The organism is Vibrio sp. 10N.286.49.C3 (assembly GCF_041469545.1).
Lineage (GTDB): Bacteria > Pseudomonadota > Gammaproteobacteria > Enterobacterales > Vibrionaceae > Vibrio > Vibrio tasmaniensis_A.
Genome location: NZ_JBFRKT010000056.1, coordinates 1 through 21,106, shown reverse-complemented (window position 1 = coordinate 21,106; position 21,106 = coordinate 1). Strand labels below are relative to the sequence as shown.

The window sequence follows — 21,106 nt, the reverse complement described above, 5'->3', positions numbered from 1 at the left end:
GTTAACCTCGGCTTTCAGAGTTGTAACTTCTAATTGCTCGCTCGATGGCTATTGCACCTCTTGCGGGTTTAGATAACTGATGGCTCTTATCAATTGAGTCACTTGCCATACTATTTAAAATTTCGGTTATCTCTTCAAACTTCTTAGGAGCATTTATCTCTAGATCGACTAATGAATCATGGAGTTTTTGTGTGCCAAAAACAGATTGCTCAGTCACCGTACTGAACAAGATGAATTCACTTCGAGCCACTTTCAGTGCTCTTACTTTTGCCTTTAATTTAGGCGTATTGCCAAAAAATGATTGCGCGGCTTCTGCCTCATCAATAGCTTTAGAGTAATAATGTTGCTCCGCATTATTCTCTATTGAGAGATCTATTCCGTTCAGCACTTTCTGGGGTAAAACATGGCTATAAAAATAAGCTTTTGATTGATTTATTTTCCAAGCGGTTTCAATATCGCTATCAGCAACTTCTGACTTACCATCTAGTATCAAATCGACCAAACGCTGTTCGTTATTTTCATCAAAACTTGCGATATTTTGTGAGTCGATGGTCGCCTTATTAATACTTGCCATCGCGTCCGTCAGCGCTTTGTCTGCATAAGGAAATAGCGCCCCGTCGCTGTTTAGTTTCTCTCGTAACGAAACAAGCTTTTTCCGGATAGACTTCAAAGTTTTAGGAAGTTGGTCAACTGTTCCTGCATATTGACTTAAATCCGATTCATAGTTTTTGTACAATTGAGCTAATTTACTCTGCTGTACTTCATAAGCTTCTCTGTAAGGAGCTGTCGAGACGACATCTTTTTCCATGTCTTCTAACGCAAATTCAATATCCCACGGTGACTGAGCCAGGAAAGACGCAGTCTGGGCAGGTTTAATCGTACTTACTAGATTACTTGTACCGTTGCTCGATTTAACTATCGATTTCCATTCAGGTTGGGTCTGGTTATACAAATAAGTCCCTGTAATAATTGCAACACACAAAACCAAACTCGCTTCTAAATAGCGAAGTCGCCCAGTGTGAATTCTATCGATAGCACTATGTTTTGTTAAAACGAGATCGGCGTTACGTAAGCTACTAAACAAGGGGGCACTAACTTCAGTCTCAAACTTTTGAGTATCTATCTTAGCTAATTGTTGTGCGAACGAAGTAGCCGTGTATCTATGCTGTCTTGGGTTGCCAATAACTTCTTTAATTAACTTCCATACATGATTAGGAATTTGAGTTGGTCGTTTCTTTGCTTTAAGTTGCGTAGCCCAAGCATCGCCAAATACTGCACCAAGAAATAAATGGCCGGTCAATAACGCTAGAGAATAAACGTCATCTTGTGGTTGAGCCATTCCAGATTTTAGAAACGCGGGAGATGCGTAGCTCATGCTTGCTTCTGCATAAGTGTTTGACTCTCCAACATACCGAGCCGCACCAAAGTCAATCAATTTAACGTAATCCGACTCTGTAACGATGATATTTGACGGCTTAATATCTAAGTGGCAAACACCTCTGGTGTGCATAAACTCTAGCGCACCAGACAATTGGTAGATCAACCATGCAATATGATCATGCCGAAACCCTTTGGGAGAATGGCGTGCCATTTTCTCGGCTAATGATTCTCCCTGAATCCAATGATACATAAAGTATGGTCGTTCGAACTCTTTCCCTATTTTGATGAAATCAGCGACACTTGGGTGTTGAGACATTTCAAGTCGACTGGCCTCACCTATGAGTAATTCATGTGCTACGTCAGATGAATTCTCGTTTAGAACTTTGCAACAGACCTGTTTTTCAGGACTTCCTTTTTTCGCTAAATGATAGACAGTCGTTTTGCCATTTTTTGAAGGTAATGTATCTAAAACGTCAAATTGAGAAAAAATCACATACTCTAACTTAGGCTTATTTTTATTAGCCAAGTCCTGAGCTTGCTGATTTTTCTTTTCGATCGCTTTCACAACCAACTTATCTAGATAACCTTTGGCTGTCCCTTGCTTTTCTGGCACGCTAAACTCTTTATCAAACGAAATAAATTAATGTAGGATAATAATTACTGTCTAATACCCTTTTCAATAGCAGTATTAAAAAACCTCGGTAAGACTATTACTTTAGTTATTATTACTAAACAACCACGCATAATAACAAACTCATTGACTACCAATTGTTCATTGTTTTCCGATTAAAAAATAAAAACTCTTCTATCGTAGTTAGGCTTGGAACAAACATTGCCACATAAATCACACTTTATAATTACAAATAAGAGGTTATTGTAAGTAATAAATTTCAGACGAACAGTTCAATCATTACCGTGAAGATATGAGCAGCTGTGGCAAAGCATTTAAACTCAAGGATTACTTGCCTTAATATTTAACCGAATTTAATAATAGAAATGTAGATTGATGAGATTATCGACCGGATAAGCACTTAAGAGGTGATGAACATTCAAATTGACTTCATGAGACGTTAATTACCGAAGGGCTCTCAGCCCTCCGGTTATGTTAGCTCTGCTAATTATTTTTCATACGGGTCAGTTGAAGTAACGCCCTTTCGCCCTGCAAATCAAACATTAACAAGGTAATAGGTCTATTATGAGGCCCTTCTTGAATAGCACTGGCCATTAGAGCCAATGATGAGCAACTGCCGAGTGTGCCCCATAAATCATTGATTAAAAATGGCTGTTGAGGGTTATCAAAATATTCTGCACGGGCACCTAACGCAAAACCATAATCTTCAGTATGAGATCTCAAATTGGTCATATCGGAGAACACAACCCCAAAACTCTTGATACTACGGCTCGCACTTCTTACAAGCTTCATCATTGACCGGCGGGTTGTATTTGCAGGTTCTAAGCCGAAATAACCTAATTGTCCCAGAGGGGTAAGCTTTAACGTTTTAACCAAATTATTCCGGCACAAAATTACGCCCGCCCCTCCTTCGCTAGGTATTATCCCCCAGGGGTTAGACGAACTCATAACGTGCCCGGTTTCAATCAATGCGTCTATATTTGCCACAGGCGAATCAACCGATATACTCATTAAAGCATCATATTGATTCAATTTGGCCAACGAGGTGCTTAAGTGTAACGTCCCACCTTGCTGAACCACTTCATAGTGAGAGATTGAGTCACTGTGCTTACATTCACTTAACCATTCACTAACCTCTACTATGGAAAGAGCTTCCGGAATGTTGATGAGTAATGGAATCGGCTTTAGGGCCTTAGGTAGCTGCTTTAAAAGAGCCCCGACTAAGCTCTCAATAAGCTCTGAGCATTTGTCAAACAACGATGTGTTGGAAGTGTATTCAATATTACCGTAGGTAAATCTTTCAATCCCATCCTCAGCTACTTTCTGATCAAACCTTCCCAAATCCGCCTTAGCGACTGCTGTGGCAATTTCAAGGTTCATGCCCGTTGGTGTCATGGCTTCCATTCCAATAATAAAACGAGCTGAATTGTTATTCATTGTCGGACAGCTCCTGCTTTTTATGAATCCTAGTTGACACTAACATATGCTCCTCTCCTTGGCATGGGAACGCGGCGCTATAGCTAATTGAAAGTGTACGAGCCTCTGTGTCAATAAAAACCGTCGTAATAGTCATATCGACTTGGTAAGTAGTATTTTTAAACTGAGCTTCTGCAATATACATATCTTTAGGAAAGCGAAAAGAAAGCGCATCATTATGACAAAATCCACTCATCATCAATCGTTCACCGCCCGATATGAACCCTCTACACTGTTGATCTTGTGGTGCGCTCTGATAAAAACGTTGGTCGAAATCTAACGGATAAAGGGGTTTCCGATTCTCTAGCCAATCGGCATCAAAAGTCCCAGCATACCGCTGCCTACCTCCAAAAAATGGCGCTAGCGGGCCAAACCCTGCTACCCGTGTATTCTTTGACGTCGCACTCCAATCTTCAGTTGGATAAAAAACAGAAGGTACTTTCTGATTTAATAGTTCCGCTTTACTATCAGCAATACCTCCGCCAAGCCGGTTTCTTAAATCGCCTCCAATAGCACAGGAGAAATCTATCTCTTTTTCGACAAACGGGAGTGATTTACTCAAGGTTACGCTACCACCATGCTCTATCCATTGCCTATCTCCAAGTACCGATAGAGTTTTATCAATATGGCCATCAATCAAAAGCCGACACTCGTGGTATGTAACGGCCTTTTTTGCGTAACTTCGCGCCTTGCCGAAAACCAGTACATCTGTATTGGCCTTCACTACAGAGAACTCATGATCAACTTTCATCGCAGAAAGTCCCGCTTCACCCAAATAAATAGGATCGTCATAGATCTCTGACTCTTCCAGCTCCTTCCAAACAGAATCTACGAATTGCCACGAGCGCTTTCCAACAACAACCCAAACCTCTTTACCGTTCTGATCTCGTTGAAAACGGCCTTTTATTGAAAGTTCTGGATGGTTCTCAATATCCCACAACTGCATTATTATTCCTTAAGTTAAACCTTTCTGAGGCTGTTGAATTCTGAGTTAGTCGCGTGATATTCCACTTTTGTTGATGAGTAGGCATAGCCATATCCCAAGGAATGTATGAACGAGTATGGAGGCAAACCTGACGCCAAATCCAAATCCTAAAAGCTGCATTAACTTGAGTATCGAACATGGCTTGTATACTAGTTTCTAGAGTCAAAGCTTGTCCCATTCGACCTGGAGATACTTGTTTGTAGGCATCAGTCTTGGCCCACTCTTGTAACCTTTCGAGTATTTCATGCCATTCAAAATCAATGCCCAAGTTTTTTGGTGTCACAGGTAAGCGTTTTCCATAAACAATATAAAGCGCTTGGATCCAATCCTCACCTTCGAACTCTTCAAGGCTCGATATCAATTCAATTATTATAGGAACGTGTTCATTGAGGCCATGTAATACAAAATCAAATGGAGCCTGTGCACTACTCGGATCAAAGTGTTCAAACTCTTTGAGGTCTAAAAGTTTGGCATAAGTGATAACTTCAGGATCAGACATGCTATCGATTGAGGTACCGAACTCCTGACGAAACCAAGTTCCTCTATCCTCTTTCGTAAGCAAGCGTTCAAACAGGTTCTGACTTCCATTTGAATTTTCAGCTAACCAGACAACGCTTTCTGCGTCGTTTTGTAACGATAAAAACAAATGTGCTTTATGTTTAGAAAAGCGCTCATCTTTAAGCCAGCGCTTTAACAGGCCAACTGTGATAGTTTGGCGTAACTGTAAGCACTCTAAATAAAGCAGAGGCAGTTTAGAACCACCTTCAACCATTTCGATGACTACAGAGTCGATACTTGGTAATGACGACTGAACAACCAAGAATTTTGCGGTTTGGTCATCTAACTCATCTAGTGTAGATAAGCCACAAAGTAGATTTTCATGATCCTGTCCAATATCGGAATTCAACATAAGCCAAGCATAAACTGTCGGTTCACTTTGCTTTAATTGATGGATGAGTCCCGGAGCCAAACGATAGAAAGACAAATAAACATTTTTTAGGTCTTTAACCTGACGATCAGCCAACGCTAAATACTCCAGCTCGATGCTTGGGTATCCCCTCTTATGGACTTGTAATCGTTGCTTTAATAAGAAATTGAGTGTCTCCGAAGCCAGTGACAACTTTTCATTACAAATTTCCAGCCACTTGATAGGAAGCTCGTCCAATAAAGCGAGCGTACTTTCCGCATTGGCAATCGCCAGCTCCACATCTTCATTAGTAATCGGCTGGTTTAGCTGATCTATACCTATTTTTTGACGCATCCGTGAATCCAATCTAGTAACACGATCAATTGATCGCGATGGTGCCGCCTTGAATTTTTTGTGCCTTCTCAGCTTGAGAAGTCACATATTTGGCTTTGGTGGTAATTCGACCATCACGGCCGCTGTAGCGAGTTTCGGTTTCGCCACTTCTCACAATTAACTCTTGTTCCGTTTCAATAACCATTTTCTTTGCTCTCAGCACAAACTCATCCGACTCCTCAAGAATGGAGAAAAAGATATCTGTGACTAAAGGAAGGTTAACGTCGTTATTTAGGAACTCAATGCGACATGAAAGTTTGTTATCTATAGCAAATTGTAACTCAACTAATTTAAAGCCTCGCCCCAACCTTGCATTAATTGGCTGCTGTAACGAGTTGCCTTCAAAGTCGACTCGTACTCCATTCATAGACTCATTGATCGATAAGATTCTTCCAAAACGTGAAAAGCAAGCCGATAATTCGGCTTGCTGTTCGGTGATGGTTTGTATTATTGGGATTTGTTTTTCCATCATTAATTGACCGCTACGTTGCCACCTTTGACTACAACTTTGTCACTTCCTTCAATGGTTATTGAAGAACCTGACAGCTTAATAGAACCGTCGCTATTCATCACTAATGACGAACCACCCGTTTTCAGTACAATCTTGTCACCGCTTATGATCTGGGTCGCACCATCGGCTTTATATGACGTGTTCCCTTTCACAGACACAGTCAAGTTGCCACCAACCGTTTGGTTATCATCGGCACCAATATCAGAGCTTTTTGATGCGCCTACCGTTAAATTGCTGTTTTCACCCACATCCAAGTCATCATTCTTACCAATCTTGGTAATTTGATTATCTCCAATTTCTAGATCAGAGTTGTTCTTTACATATTGAGTTTCATTAGCGTTGTAAGTAACCGATACGTCTTGCTCGACAGTTTCAGTAAACGTACTGTTAATTTGGGTAGTCTTATGGCCATCGATTGTCTCTTTATGATCACCATGAACATCGTTCGTCTGATGGCGCGCCACTTTCAAGAATTCATCTTGGCCTATATCGCGATAGCGGTTATTTAAAACCTTGGTCGACATGTCCTTTTGCGCATGAATGTAGACTTCTTCTTGATTGGCTTCATCTTCAAAGCTCAACTCGTTATAGCCAGTCCCTTTATGCGTTTGAGTTCGGAATGTCGTACGTGTTTTATTCTCTGGTAACGAATAAGGAGGATAATGAAGCCCGTTATAAACAGCACCTGTCACTAAAGGCCTGTCTGGATCGCCTTCTAGGAAAGTAACCACCACCTCATGGCCGATACGAGGTAAGTATACTGCTCCCCAAGTTGGTGCTGCCATTGATTGGCTAACACGAATCCAGCAACTTGAATGCTCATCGCTCTCTCCATAACGGTCCCAATGGAACTGGACTTTGATTCGCCCAAGCTTATCTGTATAGATCTCTTCGCCTGCAGGGCCAACAACAACCGCTGTTTGTGTACCTTCAACTAAAGGAGCTTCAAGTTTTGGAGCCTTAAATTCAACATGTCTAGGAATGCACGCAAACTGGTTGTGATATGTGGTCGGCAAGCCATTAGTTTCGTCTTCATGAACCTGAGGATCGTGGCCACTATGCATTACCGATAACATGAGGTAATCACGATTGATTGCTGAGCGTGGATGTTCGCTGACACTAAAACTGTATCCAGAAGCCAATCTCATGACATTACTGCTTGCTTCTACTTGTTGATTGTCAACAACATGCTCCGACATCCATTCATTTGATCTTACTTGCCCCATTGCTGGGTCCACGTAACGCCCTGGGAAATCGAACAATTTCAGGTCTAAATCAAGTTCACCAGAGCTGCTCATTTCCTGAGGAATTTTCGGAAACTCGTAGTTATAATCAGTGTAAGTAACGTGGCCGGTTTTCACTCTATTCACGAGTTCAAGGTCTGAGATATGCTCGCGGTCTGCAACACCACCACCATCAGCATGGTAAACAATTGGCCCCAAATAAGACCCGTTCAGTGGCGTGTTCAATAACTCAGCTATTGCGTCATTGCTATCGACAATCACCATCGTGTGGTTAGCTTCTGTATGCTCGAAGTAGTACCACATTCCGTGTTCTGCCAGAATTCGTTGAACAAACTCAAGGTCTGTCTCTCGATATTGGAGCACGTATTCTTTTGAAGGATATACGCCTGACAGCTCTAATCGATAATCAGTTACTGACGCATCATCTAAAACTTCAGAAATGATTGCCGACGCTGATTTCTGTTGAAAAATACGGCAGTCTTGTCTTTGGCTCAAAAACCAAGCTTGTGGAACTAGAGTCAATTGGTAACGAGAGAATCTCCTGCCCGATCCAAGGTAACGCACCTCATTTACCACGCCGTGAAAACATCTCGCAGAACTGACGCCTTGACCGTATAGAGTCAAACTACCTGGTTTACGGATGAGTGCGTCAAATGAGATATCAGGATCAAGTGAAAGTAATGATAGGCTGATTTGAAAAGGCTTGGAAAGCTCTTCGATTACCTGAAAGCTTTCAACACGGAAATCATGCTCAGAGCCTTGCAGTTCAAACTTAAATTCTACGTCATTCACCATATCTTTTACCTGATACTAATAATAGAAATAGGGCCAACAGCAATTGTTGACCCTTTGTTGTTCACGAAAAGCGATTAAGCTTCGCGTGGAGCACGCCAGTCATCGTTACCAGCAGTACCACAGTTTTCGTGAGTGACTTCGATTGCACGGTAAGTCAGCTTAAGTACTTCTTCAGTTACACGATCTGAAGTTGCAGCGTCTTGACAGTGATTCATACGAGTTTGGATATCTACAAGTAGTGCATCAATTAACTTGATTGAGTAGTAGTGCTCTTGCTTACCTTGTACTGAAGTACGGTAGAAACGGATTACACACTCTGGAAGCTTTTCGCCAGACACTAATGCGTTGAATAACAGAGGTGAACAACGGTCTTGTACTTTAGTTACTACTACAGGGCGGTGAACACGTTGACCTGTTGGTTGGCCACTTTGTGGGTCACGTGGAACTGTTAGTACGTGATCAAGTTCTTGAACTAGGAACTCATCAACGTGAGCTTCTTGCCAAGTATTACCTACAGAATCTGCAGAGTAAGTATCTTTAGTAATGTGACCTTGTGTTTCACCATTGATAGACATATATGCTGGAGTTGGCATCGATATTTCCTTTTTAAATTTTATAAGTCATTAATTCACCAAATCGCTTATCACCGCGACTGATTCAACTAATACAAACATCATGCCAACCCTATAAAGGCAACAAATACAGCAACTTAACGAAAGCTTGGTCATTTACAATTTATATGTAATAACAATTTATTGTATAAAAAAACAAGTTTTCGAACATTTAGTTTAATAAATTGAATTTAAAAAACAAAGACAAAACAACTAGCTTGAACAATTGAAATAAAGTTAAAAAAACTATCAATTAAGTCGAAATACCTAGGTTATATTTTATTTTATATGAAAATCAATACTTCAATCAGACAAAAAAACAAAGCTGATAATAAAAACAACCAATAAACAATAGTGAATTCATCTCCGAATAAAAAACCAGTTACCAATTTTAGTATAATTAGCACATCCCATATAAATAACTAACAGAATTAAAATGATAAATATAAACCTTTCCTCTTTGATACAGCGTCTGCACCCGATTGTAAAAGTCGCTTTAGAAGATGCTGCTGCATTAGCGGTATCGGAAAAAGCCAATGAAGTGCAAATTGAACACTATCTATTAAGCTTATTAGAAAGGCCAAATAGTGATTTTGACATCTTATTAAGTCATTTCGATTGCTCAGAGACCATATTAAGACAATCTATTCGTTCTACGCTAAATACCAACACCACAGGAAATGGCAGCAAGCCCGTTTTCTCTTCACTTTTAATCGAATGGCTTCAAGAGAGTTGGTTAGTCTCGTCTTTAGACCTATCCGAAACTCAGATTCGCTCTGGTGCCCTACTTCTTACGCTAGTGAGTAACCCACTACGCTATGGTCAGCACGGTTACGCTTCAATCTTAGAAGGTGTAAACCCAGACACCTTAAAACGTAACTTTTCTGAACTTACAACAAACTCTCTTGAATCTTTAGCAACGACATCTGAAAAAACCGACGCACGTGAAGATGGTTCGGCATTAAGTAAATTCACCACCGACTTTACCGGCAAAGCAAGAAAGGGCGAGATCGACCCAGTATTCTGCCGTGATCAAGAAATCAGACAAATAATCGACATCTTGGCGCGACGCAGAAAAAATAACCCAATCGCAGTAGGTGAGCCGGGAGTTGGTAAAACAGCGGTGGTAGAAGGTCTTGCTTTAAAAATTACCGAAGGAGATGTGCCAGACTGCCTCAAAGGTGTTGAACTATATGGCCTAGACATGGGCTTACTTCAAGCAGGAGCAAGTGTAAAAGGTGAGTTTGAAAAACGCCTTAACGCAGTACTCGATGAAGTGAAGAATTCACCGACTCCAATCATTTTATTTATAGATGAAGCTCACACGCTAGTTGGTGGAGGCAATCAAGCTGGAGGCAGTGATGCTGCCAACCTACTTAAACCCGCTCTAGCACGTGGTGAAGTAAAAACAATCGCTGCCACCACATGGTCTGAATACAAGAAATATTTCGAAAAAGATCCAGCTCTGGCGCGCCGTTTCCAACTGGTAAAACTTGATGAGCCATCGGCTAGTCAAGCCGCATTGATCATCCGAGGCTTAAGACCAGCCTATGAAAAGTCACACAACGTATACGTACGTGACGACGCAATCACTGCCGCAGCAAACTTAGCTGATCGTTACATCACCGGACGCCAACTGCCAGATAAAGCAATCGACGTGTTAGATACGGCTTGTGCTCGCGTCAATATTAGCCTCAATGCAACACCGGCACCTGTTGAAACATTACATCAAGAAATTGCGGCTGCGAATCGTGAGCTCGAAGCTCTAGAACGTGACCAACTGCAGCAAACGGGTGACAAACACAGTGCCGCTTTAATTCCTGAGCTAAAAGAGAAGATTGAAAAGGCCACCGAAGAACAAGCTACCCTTCAGGTTCAATGGAAAAAAGAACAATCTCTTATTCAAGAGATCATAGAACTGCGTAGCCATCTTTATAGCCTTACTACTCCTTCGACTGAAGAAGACAGCGCTCCTAAAGCTGACAATACGGTTCAAGATGATGATGCACTAACAAGTGACAAACCAAATTGTCATGAATATTCTGAAGAGCAGACTCGTGAAGCTATTCAGTCTTGTAACGAACGTTTAGATAACGTGCGCGGTACCAATCCACTCGTTCACTATGAAGTGGGTCCCGACGAAATTAGTCATGTAATTTCTGATTGGACAGGCATCCCTATGGGTAAGATGCTTCAAGATGAGTCGCAAGCCACCTTAAACTTGAAGCAAAACCTAATTCAAAGCATTAAAGGCCAAGAATTTGCCATTGATGCGCTTGCTGAAGGAATTCAAACCGCAAAAGCGGGATTAGGTAACCCAGATGCACCAACAGGCGTTTTCTTATTGGTTGGCCCAAGTGGTGTAGGTAAAACAGAAACCGCTCGTGCTATCGCCGACCAAATGTTTGGTGGTGAGCGCTTCATGACCACCATCAACATGTCTGAGTTCCAAGAGAAACACACTGTGTCTCGCCTTATTGGTTCTCCTCCTGGCTATGTTGGTTTTGGTGAAGGCGGTATGCTGACCGAGGCAGTTCGTCAGCGCCCTTACTCTGTTGTTCTTTTAGATGAAGTTGAAAAAGCAGACCCAGAAGTACTCAACCTGTTCTACCAAGTGTTCGACAAAGGCACGCTAAATGATGGAGAAGGTCGTACCATCGACTTCAAAAATACACTCATCATCATGACAAGTAACCTCGCGACTCATGAGATTGAGTCTTTGGTTCACCAAGCGAAAGACATTGATGCCAATATCGTCGCTGAAGCCATTCGCCCAACGTTGAATCAACACTTCAAGCCAGCCTTGTTGGCTCGTATGTCCGTGTTGCCATTCCTTCCACTTTCAGACGCAGCAATGACTGATATCATCCATCATAAACTGAAGAAAGTGTCTGAGCGCCTGCAAAGCCACCACAAACTGGCACTTTGCTATGGTGATAACTTAGTGGAATTCGTATTAGGCAACTGCCGCCTTGCAGAGACGGGAGCTCGAAATATTGATGCCGTTATTAACCGTCAACTATTGCCGCAGCTTTCGACTCAACTACTGGTGAATGACAAGGATGATTCACATACTCAAATTGAAGTTTCTGTGGACGAGCAAGGAACTCTAACCTATGCGTTCAGCTAACCATAGTGAGCTTAGTAACGCCCTACTTGCGATCAGCCAATCTCTGGCTGATCGCAGCCAGTTAGCTCAAACTTTGGATGCCGTTCTCACAGCAGCAAGGCAAATGACTTTCGCGAAACATGGCATCATTTACGTGCTTGACCAAACCGGTCAAGCCTTGATTCCGAGCACCGCACACCACCATGAAACAGTCATTGCCTCACATCCTTGGGAGCCTCTGCAGTTAGACACAGTAAGTGAAGCCGACCCATTCAACTTCGCCGTACGTAACGGCGAAGTTGTCTTGATCAATGAGCTATACACTTACAATGGTTATGACTGTGAAGGCATCTATCAAACCGAGCAAACGTTAGGTCTAAAAAGCAATAACTTACTTGCTTGGCCATTGATTGATGATGAAAGTAAAACTATTGGATTATTGGTTTTGCTTGATTTAAGCGTTATCGATAACGAAACCGCACTTACCGAGTTTTGCCGAATGGCGGCAAGTAATATTCGCCATGCCATTTGGTTAGAGCAATATGGACAAGTGATTAAGAGTTTAAGCGCTGATAACCAAGCGTTGGTTCGTGAAAATACTCAGCTAAAAAAGCGGACAAAGAAAACCTATCAAGGTCCGATCGCTGAAAGTGAAGAGATGGTCAATGTATTGAGCCGACTTGATAAGGTGCTCTCTTTGCCTGTCGACGTCTTACTTAGAGGCGAGACGGGTGCGGGTAAAGAAGTCATTGCAAAATACATTCACGAAAACTCGAATCGTTCTGACCAAGCATTAATCGTTCAGAACTGTGCCGCAATTCCTGAACAACTTCTGGAATCCGAACTTTTCGGGCACAGAAAGGGCTCATTTACCGGTGCAGACAAGGACAAAGTTGGCTTATTTGAAGCAGCAAACGGTGGTACCCTGTTCCTAGATGAAATTGGCGATATGCCAATGCTACTTCAAGCTAAACTGCTACGTGTGCTACAAGAACGTAAAGTTCGCCCTGTAGGCGCCAGCAGAGAGATTGAAGTGGATGTTAGAGTCATTGCTGCGACACACTGTAACTTAATGCAACAGATTAAAGACGGAGGCTTTAGGGCCGATTTATTCTACCGCTTGAACGTATTTCCCATCACCTTACCACCACTGAGATCCAGACAAGCGGACATTATCCCACTTGCCGAGCACTTTGTTCAGCACACCACGACGATGTTAGGCTTGCCTCAATCACCAGGCTTGAGTGCTAATGTGAGAAACCAACTACTTACTTATACCTACCCCGGTAACGTGCGTGAGCTTAAAAACATCATTGAGCGATCGGTTTTATTATCAGATTTCGAAACTATTACTCAGATTGAGTTTGGTGAACAGATCCCTGAAGACGTAGAACACCGTCAAGTTGTTGCTCCAGCTACATCGGCAATTCAAACCACGTTCGAACCTGAACCTCTAGGAGATGACGATGTCGCAGTTGGCCTAAAAGAAGTCGTAAGCCAATACGAACGCACAGTGATTATCGACTGCTTAAACTCTTGTAATTGGCACACAAAACGGGCAGCTGAGCAGTTGTCACTCCCGTTAAGTACTCTCAACCATAAGATGAAGAAATACGACATTTCTGCAGCGGGTTAAGCGAGAAGATCTTACTTCAGTTTCCATTGATAAGAAAAAAAACCGCCCGAAGGCGGTTTTTTATTTACTTAAAATCCATTTGTTTATCAATTCAATTTGGCGCTCACTTAGCCTAGTTGGTTTAGCTTCGCCTGCTGCCAACCACTCTAAAATAGGTGAAATATCAGAGTAAGTTTTTCCGTAGCGCTCTGCTATTTCTCTTTTCGAAGATAAGTCTGTTTTATCCTCTATTTTCAGAATCTCTTCAGCCCCTTTGATATGTTCTTCTTTGCATGAATACCAAGTTGCAGGAACGTCTTCACGGTCAACGGCATGCAGATTGAGCCTGAATTTTTCTGATTGCGAATGTAAACCTGACCCAGTAGGCCCAATGAGCTCAAGTTGAAGATCGATATATGTGCGAAAATTATCAACTAACTTCTCAACTCTCTTAAATGGTTTAAGCCCAGCTACTTTTGAGCCCAGTGCATTGACATATTCAGGCTTGAAAATCTGGGCATAAATATCCGTCTTCTGCCTTAACCCAACAAAGTTGGTTATGGCATGACTTTTAAGTTCATCCGAACTCATTCTTGAATAAGATTGACGTAAGCTCTCAAGCTGAATGGAGAGCTCGGTTTTTAATGGTGTTCCATTCTTTTGTGTGGTCATTACGTCAAACTGCCATTCATTATCATTTTCAAGAATAGTGCCTATTCGGTATAACTCCTTTTGACCCAAAGCAAACTGAGTCCCACCTGATACGCCAGTTAGAAAATCAATATTGTTCGTAAACTCGGCTTCTCTCAATTTGGCCTCAACACCAATCACTTTGCCAGGCGCGAATCCTAGGTTACTGAAATGTGTATCAGGACAGTGTTTAGTCTTAACGATCGCTAGGCAATTGACCCACTTACTCCAGTCAAAACCCTCAACCTCTTTGTTGTAGTACCGCTCTAAATCAGAGTATTTACCTTCAAGACCTTTCTGCATTATATGGAGCTCAACGGTCGGATCATCAAACACTTTAGGGAAACTGCCTTGGTCTGAACCCGGTTTAGGCGCTGATAGGAAACTTTCTGAAACTAACAAGTGATCAGCATGCCTAACATCCTTATTTTTACCAAATTGATAAAGTCGAGAGGGGCTTAGTGAGAGATTGAATGTAGAAATCCCCCATGTCCCCCAAAAGTTATAATTAATAGGTTCAAATAAATCATTAACCCCTTTGATACCCGCCAGATACTCATACTCTAGAGGCAGCTCACCAGAGCGTAATTCTCTATTTTCTTCTTCAAACAAGTGGTTCAAATATATGTTTTTCGTCGAATCTGACGGAATCCACGGTCTTGTACCTTTAATTTTATTGACACCAAAAACAAAAGACGGTTCGATAATGACGCCCCAAGTTTCATCATCAGATTGCTGGTTAAGAAGCGCTTTTTCCTTAGAAGTCAAACTTAACATATCGACTATCGGCTTAATATCTCGCAGGTACTCTGAACTTCTATTAACGATTTTTGAGCGTTTTAGCACCGCATCTGTTAAGTCTGAGTAATTCGACCAATTCCAGCGAGCTTGAACCTCAATTCCTACTCGATGCAATAAGCGACGCTTTTCTTCAGATATCGACTCTACAGCTCCCTTAGCCAAGACGACGATAATCCTAACTTCATCAAATGGTGACAAAGATCCATGCTCTTCTAGGAATTCATCCATTGCTATCCATTCTTTTGGTGCTCCGTCACGAGCCGTTTTAACGGATATTGATTGCTTAGCTCCTCTGTACAACGCTTCCAGATCGTTAGTTTTGAAGGGAATTTCAAACATTTTGACAAGCGCTTCTGTATTAGCGGATGCCGTGTAATGAATCGGGCTGTATTCCATAAATGGTCTTGGGCTTTCATTATCCTCAGCGTCAGAGTACCAATCGCTCAACTGTCTGCCCGCAATGCTTGCCCCTAGTTGTGCGTAAGCAGAATAAGTACTGGCTTTTAGGAGTGATAACTCAGCTTGTGCATAGTCTGAATCCATAAAGAACTCATCAAGGTGGATCATACCAAACCCATTTTCATTAAGTTGCCACTGATCGTTGAGCAAAAAAAGTTGAATGTAATCATTAATATTTTCTATCGAAACGTTGCTATGTTCGCCTGACATTTCTTGATAGTTTCGTTCAAGCAATAATCGACTCAAACCATTCAGCGCGTGAGCTCGTTTGTAATAACTTGACTTCATCTCGTCAGAGAGGCTTTCTGAACCAAATGACAGTATTTGTTCTTGAGAGACAATATTTTGGTATTGTATTTTTTCAAGATTATTTCGTAGCTTTAAAGTGTCTGCTTCTTCATTAATCAAATCATAAAGATTTGAGAACACCGAAGAACCTGCCTTGCCTACCGTATAAATAAAGTTAGCAGTAGCTCCCAAAGGCGTTACTGAAGCCACATCAAGGGCAGTATCAAGGGCAAGTTCTATTGCATCTAAAGTGGCCGCGTCAAGCTGCATCTCATTAGCAATCATCATTTGACGAGACTTTTCGACGACGGTTAGTCCACCTCGAGAAACTGGGTAATCTAAGATTGCTTCAAAATGAAGCAGTAAGTCGACGCGACGATTGCGCCGGCGTTGATCTTCAGAATCATTGGGGACAAGCGGATCTCGCTCACCTAGACCAATGGTGCGTATGCACGTTTTCCAAGCAGCCTGGTTAGACGTAATCCCTTCTAATATACATTCTCGTATATAAATCGCTCGCTCTTCTGACAAAGTCTGGTTGTATTCGATCGACCCACGCGAACAAGTGTGACCCTTTATCGTAATTGGAATCGGGCGGTGTATTTGCGATAGTATCCCACCCAACTCAATTAAGCTGTCTCTAGCTTTTCGGTTATCTGAATTGCTGCGGTCAAAAGCAAACGTTGTACTTCTTAATTCGAAGATGTGTTGCCCTTTTTTAACCTCGGTATTTAATGAAAGCTCATCGCTGTCTCCAAGATTGGGCAGTAGATTTTTGAGTTGTTCAAGTGCCTTAGTCTCTGCGTTCAAAAGCGCCTTATCACCAATGCTGGCCAAAGACTTCATTCCAGGCTGCTGTACAGTCGCAAGGTACTCAAGCACAACCGAATCAAGCCTTTTGCTCGCCTTATCGTCTTTGTTGTAAGCCTCTACTAAGTTTCCACCTTTAATGATGACATCAGCCAAAGTGAAACCTTTATCGACCTTTTCCGCTATTTGAGTATCTTGTAATAACTGACGCCACTGCGAAGGCACTTCAATCAAATTGATCTTATCTTTCAACTTGTCAAATAAGATATTGCCTTTGTCACCGAACAACTTAATCATATCGATTTGACTCTGGCCAAATGCGGCCGTGTTCGCTGAAAGATCATTAGCTTTGCTTATAACGGACAAACAAGCCTCTGTCGCACCCGCAATATTTCTCATTTCGCTATCAGCACTGCCACCAACAGAAGCCGCAGCAACCTTGGCTACGGTTTGCCAACTTAACTTGTGTTGCATCGTTTGGGCTGCACTTTCAATGTACGCTTTATTACTTTGTACACTGTGCCATATCTGGGGAGCAATTGCGTTTTTTGGCTCACTGGCGAGTTTTTCAGGCAAATCAGTCGGGCTTTGTTTCAGTTTTTCCAGTAAATTGGGGTAAAGGTGAGAGGATTGATTGAACAGTGCTTCCTCTACCGAGATGGGATCACCGTTCACCAAAGCACTGCGCCCAAGCGGGGTTGAGATTGGTAAGTGCAATACTCGTTCGCAAAAACTGTATTGCTGGATTTTAGTCTTCTGCCAAAAAGCTTGCGCGCTAAGCTCAATAACGGTAGAGAGATCAATATCAAAACGGCAGTGCTGGTTCGCCTCCTCGAGTTTAAACACCGAATCGGAAATTACCCAGAACGTAGCGCTATAAATGCTCTTTTCTTGACCGTCGATATCTTTGAATTTCACTTCTTTAACAGTGCTCACCGCGGTTAAATTACTGCCTTCTGCATCCCCTTTAATACGCAACTGTGAAGGAAAATTCGACAGCGTAACCGTCGCGCCAATGAAGTTGGCATCAGAGAAGTGCACCACAATCGTATATTTCTGGGGTAAAACAATGGCTTTTAGCGTACTCAGTTGTTCTGACTCTATCGAGTACTCAAGTTTACCGATAGCAGCAGCATAGTGTTTATCATTGACCTCTTTACTTGGTAATAATTCCGAGATGGAATAATCACTTTGTTCAGTGACTTGATAGTAATTTTCTATAGGCTTAGTTTCTGCCCCAGAGATAAGCGAATTATACAGATTCACCAGCCATTTACCGCCTTTGCCCTCTTCACTCATAAGATGAATTGGCGCTAAATAAGGTGGAAAAAATAGTAAGCGAGAGTGACCAGAGGCAAACGTCGTCGCGGATGCAGGATTACCTTGCAATGGCAAATCTTGTCCCAAATCTAATGATTCAGGCGCATTAAAATAGGTAATTTTCCCGAGTGCATCACTGTACAATAACGCCGCTTTCGGTGGTGTTTGAGTTTGGTACCCTTCGCCATCATAGCTGACAGTCCAGCCCTCACGGTCATCTTTAGACGCGAAACACACATTACGCAGGGGAAAGTATCGACTATTTGGTACTGGTCCCTTGTCATCAAAAAGTTGCCCTAGGAGATAAACACCACTGACTTGAAGGTTTGATTTCGCCATGAAGTTTACTCCTTATTTAGCTTTATTTGAGTGACAGTGTGCCGTCACAAAGTGATCGCCTTTTCTTTCAATTTGGCATGTGGTTTCACAACGTCCGATTTCAAGTGATGTCCACTTTCCATAATCTATTTCTTTACATTTTTCTTGCTGTGCTTCCTGATAACGGGCGAAAGCTTGCTTGTATTGAGAGTGGTCTGGTAAGGCTGGGAATTCCTGACGTAAATCATAATCAGAGAAATCAGGCTGCAAACTCGCAGGAACAAAAAGGGAGAAGCCATTAACACTATCGCCTTCTACAGGCGGTTTATACTGGTAGGCTAGTACATCAATCGGCGAACTCTCATCTGCCTGACGCGCTCTATACAGTCTCGGGGTAGGCGCATCCTTGCCACTTAATACGCCGAGTTGCAACGTGTAGCGGCTGTCTGTACTAGCCAAAGGTATGGCTTTGTCGGTTGCTCGAGTATTAAACGCACGATAGCCATCCTTGGTGTTGCAGGTAAACGCACCGCCATCTTCCCGCCAGTAGATATACTCTGCAAAGGCATTGTACTTTCTCCGCTCTTCGGCTAAATAACATTCCTTAGGGTAATAACGCTCCTCCTTGTAATGTTGCCAATCGCCAACTTGATAAACAAGATTGGTTTCCTTATCGGCTTTACCCAAAATTTTTTTGCTACGTGAGGTTCTTGTCTTAACCAGAAGTTCTTTCCCATCATTTAACAGCCTTACTCTTTTAATCTTGTCATAGGCAAGATCCCCCCAATTACCTTCAAGCCATTTCTTTCTCAGCTCAGGAGAATCCGGGTTGGGTAAAGCCAACGGCAGCTCACTCATAACCATGCTTTTTGTATCAAATTCATACGCCTTACCGAGTTGCGACATGTAAGCTTTACTGCTGTCAAGCAGCCAGCCACCAAAGTTACAACCGCCACCAAAGCGTTCAATTTGGCGGGTTTTAAGATCTGCAACGGCGCAACCTTTTAACGATGCGAATAACCCCATGTTAAAAAATAAGAAGCGGCCATTTGGTGAGCGCTGCGGGCGCAAGTTTTTGGTAAACCCAACTAGGCTGCCAACTTCTTCTGGGGTCAACAAGGTTTGCAGGTTGCTGCCGTCTAAATTCATGGTGTATAAACCAGCTTGTTTGCGGTTTTCAGCACGATAAATCTGAGTAATGATTTGCGGCTTGTCGCCGGGGTTGTCCCACTGAGCCAACGGCGCGGTGCGTGGATCTGCAACTTCCAATATCCAATCTGTTTTCTCTGATGTCCAACCATCGAAGAGCCCCATATAAGAAACTACTGTATTTAGCGCTTTGTTATATTTTTCTTGCTCCGCTTGTGCAATCGCTCTTTCATCTAACCATTGCCTAACTTGTGGGCTATAAGCACTGCCTACCCCAACGCCCGCTATAGCTAATGCGGTCAAGCCAAATACGACTTTTTTATTCATAACTTACATTCCTAATTCTTGTTTCCACAGCGACATATATTGGCTGAGATTATCTTCTGCATTCAGCTCTTGTTCGCTGCGTTCTGGCTCGGGCTCTACCCTTTCCGCCATTTGGCTCGGAGTCGACCAATTCTGTATTTGCTCAAGAGTTAAGTCTTGAAAAACCAGCTCCGAGTGATGGGTATGACCTGGAGAGGTTATCTGTAAAGTGAATTTTCCTTTTGGGGGAAAACCACCGAGCTGCGCCGTCGCAAAATGTTGGTTTTCTTGGTCATATTGAAGCGCTTCACTCAGTACCCAATCACTTTCACTATCAGATATCACCGCATAATGAATGACAGGAGTATTAAAATCGATCAGCCCCGTTTCAACTGACAATTGAAAACCACTGTTTTTTCCATCCACATAAGCAATCACGGTGTTACTCTGGTCGTAACTACGTACTATGGCTTGTTGGTCACTCAGCCATGGCATGTCGTCTTCGGTAACTTTGTGGATGGCTGCGCTGTCTACATTGGAGGTGAATTGTTGTGCACTGAATGACTGCCCGTCACTGTAACTACTTAATTCATCTAACGGTGTGCTGGATTTCTCTAGTAAAGCAGCATCCGATTCTAAAGCTTCAATTTGAGCGAAGCGCTTTTGCTTTGGTGAAAAAATGATCTTGAGTCCACTTTCCCCTTGTTGGACGTCACCCGATATTTTATAAGGTGCCCAGAAATGCGGCATGGCAAAGCCGCTTGCGCTTCTTTGTATTACCTGAGGTGTGTCTTTTTTCTTTTCTTCTTGCTCTAGGGTACGGTAATACTCGACGTCAACATCTTGGTAGTAACCTTTCTCGTTTATGGGCATCTCTCGCCAAAGCTTCCCTTTCCAAAAGACATAAAGGAAACCACCACGCAGATCAGAAGCTTTTGCTTTGTCGTTGCTACCATCTAAGTAAGCCAATGATCTCACAGGCACCAACACGTTATCCCATTCATCCATATAAGTTTCTTTATCAACGGGTTGCAGGTTTTCTGCGAGTTTAAGCAAGATTGGTTGAGGCTGGTCAGAACAAGGGATTTTGATGTAAAGCGTTTTGCCCTCAGTTTCGAGATCTTTAAATGTCGCGAGACTGCGGTGTTTATTTTCGGTATCGGCCTTGCCTACCGTGACTTTTTCTTTTTGAGTATCAGTTTTACCCAACATCAAACATGCCGCATTGCTTGACCACTGGCCAGCAAACTCAACGACAATTTTATGTTCTGGGGAAGGTTCAACCGGCGAGAAGCTATAGTGACGTGC

At 42.5% G+C, this 21,106-nt stretch carries 11 protein-coding genes and 2 pseudogenes; 3 read left to right on the top strand and 10 right to left on the bottom strand.

Annotated elements, in window-relative coordinates; all coding sequences use genetic code 11:
- Position 1: 1 nt before the first annotated feature.
- The 7 genes from AB4180_RS20205 to AB4180_RS20175 form a co-directional block, all read right to left on the bottom strand.
- Complete coding sequence (locus tag AB4180_RS20205; RefSeq protein WP_017097128.1) at positions 2-1,993, bottom strand: protein kinase domain-containing protein; 1,992 nt, start codon at positions 1,991-1,993, stop codon at positions 2-4.
- A gap of 501 nt (positions 1,994-2,494) precedes the next feature.
- On the bottom strand, positions 2,495-3,448 hold the full coding sequence (locus tag AB4180_RS20200; protein ID WP_017097127.1) for a hypothetical protein: 954 nt from the start codon (positions 3,446-3,448) through the stop codon (positions 2,495-2,497).
- Complete coding sequence (locus tag AB4180_RS20195) at positions 3,441-4,433, bottom strand: DUF2169 domain-containing protein (RefSeq protein WP_017097126.1); 993 nt, start codon at positions 4,431-4,433, stop codon at positions 3,441-3,443. Before AB4180_RS20195 ends, AB4180_RS20200 begins: the two co-directional genes overlap by 8 nt.
- Entirely contained in the window at positions 4,414-5,733 is a 1,320-nt protein-coding gene (locus AB4180_RS20190; protein WP_102250330.1) for a hypothetical protein, read from the bottom strand. The genes AB4180_RS20195 and AB4180_RS20190 overlap by 20 nt, the downstream gene beginning before the upstream one ends.
- Positions 5,734-5,758: 25 nt before the next feature.
- Positions 5,759-6,244: a hypothetical protein gene (locus AB4180_RS20185; protein WP_012600865.1), complete on the bottom strand. Its 486-nt coding sequence runs from the start codon at positions 6,242-6,244 to the stop codon at positions 5,759-5,761.
- On the bottom strand, positions 6,244-8,322 hold the full coding sequence (gene tssI, locus AB4180_RS20180) for a type VI secretion system tip protein VgrG (RefSeq protein ID WP_017097124.1): 2,079 nt from the start codon (positions 8,320-8,322) through the stop codon (positions 6,244-6,246). The genes AB4180_RS20185 and tssI overlap by 1 nt, the downstream gene beginning before the upstream one ends.
- Positions 8,323-8,396: 74 nt before the next feature.
- On the bottom strand, positions 8,397-8,915 hold the full coding sequence (locus AB4180_RS20175; protein ID WP_012600867.1) for an Hcp family type VI secretion system effector: 519 nt from the start codon (positions 8,913-8,915) through the stop codon (positions 8,397-8,399).
- Between the two features lie 454 nt (positions 8,916-9,369).
- Here AB4180_RS20175 and tssH point away from each other — a divergent pair, with 454 nt between their 5' ends.
- The 3 genes and pseudogenes from tssH to AB4180_RS20160 all read left to right on the top strand — a co-directional run.
- Entirely contained in the window at positions 9,370-12,063 is a 2,694-nt protein-coding gene (tssH, locus tag AB4180_RS20170) for a type VI secretion system ATPase TssH (protein WP_102250329.1), read from the top strand.
- A pseudogene (locus tag AB4180_RS20165) lies at positions 12,050-13,433 on the top strand (sigma 54-interacting transcriptional regulator); the annotation flags it as partial. The gene tssH and the pseudogene AB4180_RS20165, both read left to right, overlap by 14 nt.
- An 80-nt stretch (positions 13,434-13,513) precedes the next feature.
- Positions 13,514-13,678, top strand: a pseudogene (locus AB4180_RS20160) (helix-turn-helix domain-containing protein); the annotation flags it as partial.
- A gap of 60 nt (positions 13,679-13,738) precedes the next feature.
- Here the strand turns inward: AB4180_RS20160 and AB4180_RS20155 are convergent.
- From AB4180_RS20155 to AB4180_RS20145, 3 genes are all read right to left on the bottom strand, one after another.
- Entirely contained in the window at positions 13,739-18,364 is a 4,626-nt protein-coding gene (locus AB4180_RS20155) for an OmpA family protein (protein WP_241909283.1), read from the bottom strand.
- Between the two features lie 12 nt (positions 18,365-18,376).
- A complete protein-coding gene (locus AB4180_RS20150) occupies positions 18,377-19,819 on the bottom strand; it encodes a hypothetical protein (RefSeq protein ID WP_102250327.1) in 1,443 nt (480 codons plus the stop codon).
- A gap of 3 nt (positions 19,820-19,822) precedes the next feature.
- Positions 19,823-21,106 (bottom strand): hypothetical protein (locus AB4180_RS20145; RefSeq protein ID WP_102582342.1); only part of this gene is annotated, 1,284 nt, incomplete at its 5' end.